This window comes from Okeania sp. SIO2B9 (assembly GCF_010672505.1).
Taxonomy (GTDB): Bacteria; Cyanobacteriota; Cyanobacteriia; order Cyanobacteriales; family Microcoleaceae; genus Okeania; species Okeania hirsuta.
On sequence record NZ_JAAHGK010000999.1, the window covers coordinates 1 to 2,911 of the forward strand.

2 protein-coding genes are annotated in these 2,911 nt (G+C 35.3%); both read right to left on the bottom strand.

Annotated elements, in window-relative coordinates:
* Positions 1-182: 182 nt before the first annotated feature.
* Positions 183-524, bottom strand: a complete 342-nt coding sequence (locus tag F6K13_RS26495) for a hypothetical protein (RefSeq protein ID WP_287288924.1) — start codon at positions 522-524, stop codon at positions 183-185.
* Between the two features lie 131 nt (positions 525-655).
* Positions 656-1,759, bottom strand: coding sequence for a D-alanine--D-alanine ligase family protein (locus tag F6K13_RS26500; protein ID WP_287288926.1), 1,104 nt, complete (start codon positions 1,757-1,759; stop codon positions 656-658).
* Positions 1,760-2,911 lie beyond the last annotated feature (1,152 nt).

Genomic DNA, 2,911 nt, shown 5'->3' on the forward strand with positions numbered 1-2,911 from the left:
TATTTCTATGTCAGGTGCAACTAAAGGCCACTGCAAAGCTTCTAAATCTTGAGAATTAATGGCTAACCATCCTGTGGTAAAACCAGTATCTAACAAAGCGTCTACTAAAAATTTCTCTCCAGTGAAAGTAACTAATTCTATTTCAAAAAATAATTCGCCGTTATCTCAAAATTTACCTAACATTATATTCTGCCACAAGCTCCTGTTTCATTAAGTCGATAAATAGCGACTTTGACTGTACCATCTGGGTAACAGCTGCGGACTTTTTGAATTAAGTTTTCTAAGGATGAGTCGATCATATATTCTTGAGTATCTGGATCGACTGCTATAAAATGGTTGTAATATTTGTCAATTAATTTAGGGCGAAGTTTTTCAAATACTGGTCTGCAGCGGGCGCTAAATTCTGCTTTGATAGCTTTGCGTCTTGCTATTTCTTGAGAAGGTAATGTCTTTCCAGGAAATAATCTTGTCCGAAATTTTTGAGTTCTTTTTGGTAAAGCGATCGCTTCTTTTTCTCTGTCCATAATTAATGATTCCTGGATTGTATATGTCAACTTATTTAATATGAATTATACTACTGTCTACTTAAAATTGACAAACAAAGATAAATGTTGGGTTTCGCTGTCGCTCAACCCAACCTACAGAGAATTGTTAGTTACTTAGAATGTCTTTCTAAAGCTAACTGAATTAAACAGTCTACTAACTCATCAAAAGGAATTCCACTAGCTTTCCAGAGCATAGGATACATACTCGTCGCAGTAAAACCAGGCATTGTATTAATTTCATTAATAAAAATTTCCCCTGTTTTCTCTACATAGAAAAAATCTACTCTAGCTAAACCCGCAGCATCCACAGCTAAAAATGCTTGAGTTGCCATTTCTTGAATTTGAGCAGCGATCGCTTCACTGACTCGCGCTGGAATAAATAAGTCCGCTTTTCCTTCTGTATACTTAGTCTCATAATCATAAAAGTCACTCTCAAAAGTAATCTCTCCCACCACAGAAGCTTTCGGCACATCATTTCCCAGCACCGCGCATTCTAACTCTCTTGCTTCTACACCCGCTTCAACAATAATTCGACGGTCATAACTAGCAGCATTATCCAAGGCAGTTTCCAACTCCGCTCGCGACCGCACCTTAGCAATACCCACTGACGAACCTAAGTTAGCAGGTTTAACAAAACAGGGATATTCTAAAGCTGCCTCAATATCATCACACAATTTGGGAAACACACAAGGATTAGACCAAATCTGCGATCGCGTCACTGCCTGATATTTTACCTGGGGCAAACCTGCTTGAGCAAAAGCCATTTTCATAGCTATCTTATCCATACCCATTGCAGAGCCCAAAACCCCAGACCCCACAAATGGAACCTGCATTAACTTCAGTAGACCCTGTATGGTACCATCTTCGCCATTGGGACCGTGAAGCACTGGAAACCAAACATCTACTTGGGCAGCTTGAGGAGGAGTTTGCCAGAGGTTAGACGAACTTTGAGAAGCAAGAGAGGAGGTAGTTTCAGTATCGGAATTATCATCTGTAAGCTTAGAAGATGGTAGGTTACCAGACTCTAGAACTTGTTGAGAAAAATCAGTTGGTTGCCAACGACCATCTTTTTGAATGTAAATTGGCATCAATTCGTATTTGTCTGTATTTTGACCTTTAGTTAAAGCAGTAGCGATCGCTTTTGCTGAATTAAGGGATACTTCATGTTCACCGGAACAACCGCCAAATAATAAACCTACTCGTAATTTTGTCATTATTTAGATTCCTTTAATAGAATTTTATTGTTGATAGATTATCATATTCAGGTTAATCAGTCATTATCAGAAAAATTCAGGAAAGTTTATTTCTACCTTGATTTTTGACTAGATCTATTGCAAAAGTCAAAATAATTTGTTTTACTTCTTTTGCGGTCTATTTTTCTTTTTTGTTAACTGTGTCTTGTTCGCTCTTAATAGTTGGTGTTAAAAATTTAACATTCCTTTGTTTTTAATTTCCTATATATTGAGGTTAAGTGTTCCAGAAGACAGTAAAAAAAAGTTGATTTTTGAATAAAAAATAAGTAAGCATTCAGCTATCAGCAATAAGACCCTGTGCTTGAGGACGAAGTTTAAATGAATATAGACTTTAGAGATGACTTTTGTAGCAAGGTTTTTCTAGCTCAATAGACATCTCCGCAAATCAAAATTTAAATCAATTTTTATCCATAAATTATCAATTATTCTTCCCTTTCCCCTCTTTTCTGGAGATGTCTAATTAAATATTGCTTTTAGTCAGTTATCAAAGCAATAGCTGATAGCTGACTGCTGAATTCTTACAAAAATAATTCATATATTATAGCGTTTCTCAAGTTACTGAAGTACAGTGATTTTTCTACTCCCTACTCCCTAAAACAAACTAATTTTGTATCTCATCAGGATGGGAATTGCTATCTTTGAAATTCACCGAATTTTTCCTGTGAAAAAAAAATTAGCTTAATAATCAGCAATTTATGAAAGATGTAAATCTCTGCCATTATTTATTAATAATACATCGGGTAAAAATCCAAAATAAAATAAATTATTATCCATAAATCATCAATTATTTTTCCCTACTCCCTACTCCCTACTCCCTACTCCCTCTTTTTTGGATAACTAATTATCTGACATAAAATCAAGAGGCCATGTAGGAACTAAATTATTCAAAATTTAAGATTATATTCATGGGAGTCAACAGTGTAGATGTGATATCTAAAATTAGATAGTCGATAATCATATATTTAGGAGTTAATCATGATGACTAACGACGAATTTCAGATATTGACACAGCAACGTAATGCTAAACTTGCTGCAGTTTTGATCGAGATAATTGATGGTGAATGGAATCGAGTTAGTAGGCAACTAGATGCTCTTGATACTGATTCTAATGAT

Excerpts from the sequence above, each read along its gene's own strand:
- F6K13_RS26495 (WP_287288924.1), bottom strand. The coding sequence starts at position 524 with ATGGACAGAGAAAAAGAAGCGATCGCTTTACCAAAAAGAACTCAAAAA.
- F6K13_RS26500 (WP_287288926.1), bottom strand. The coding sequence starts at position 1,759 with ATGACAAAATTACGAGTAGGTTTATTATTTGGCGGTTGTTCCGGTGAA.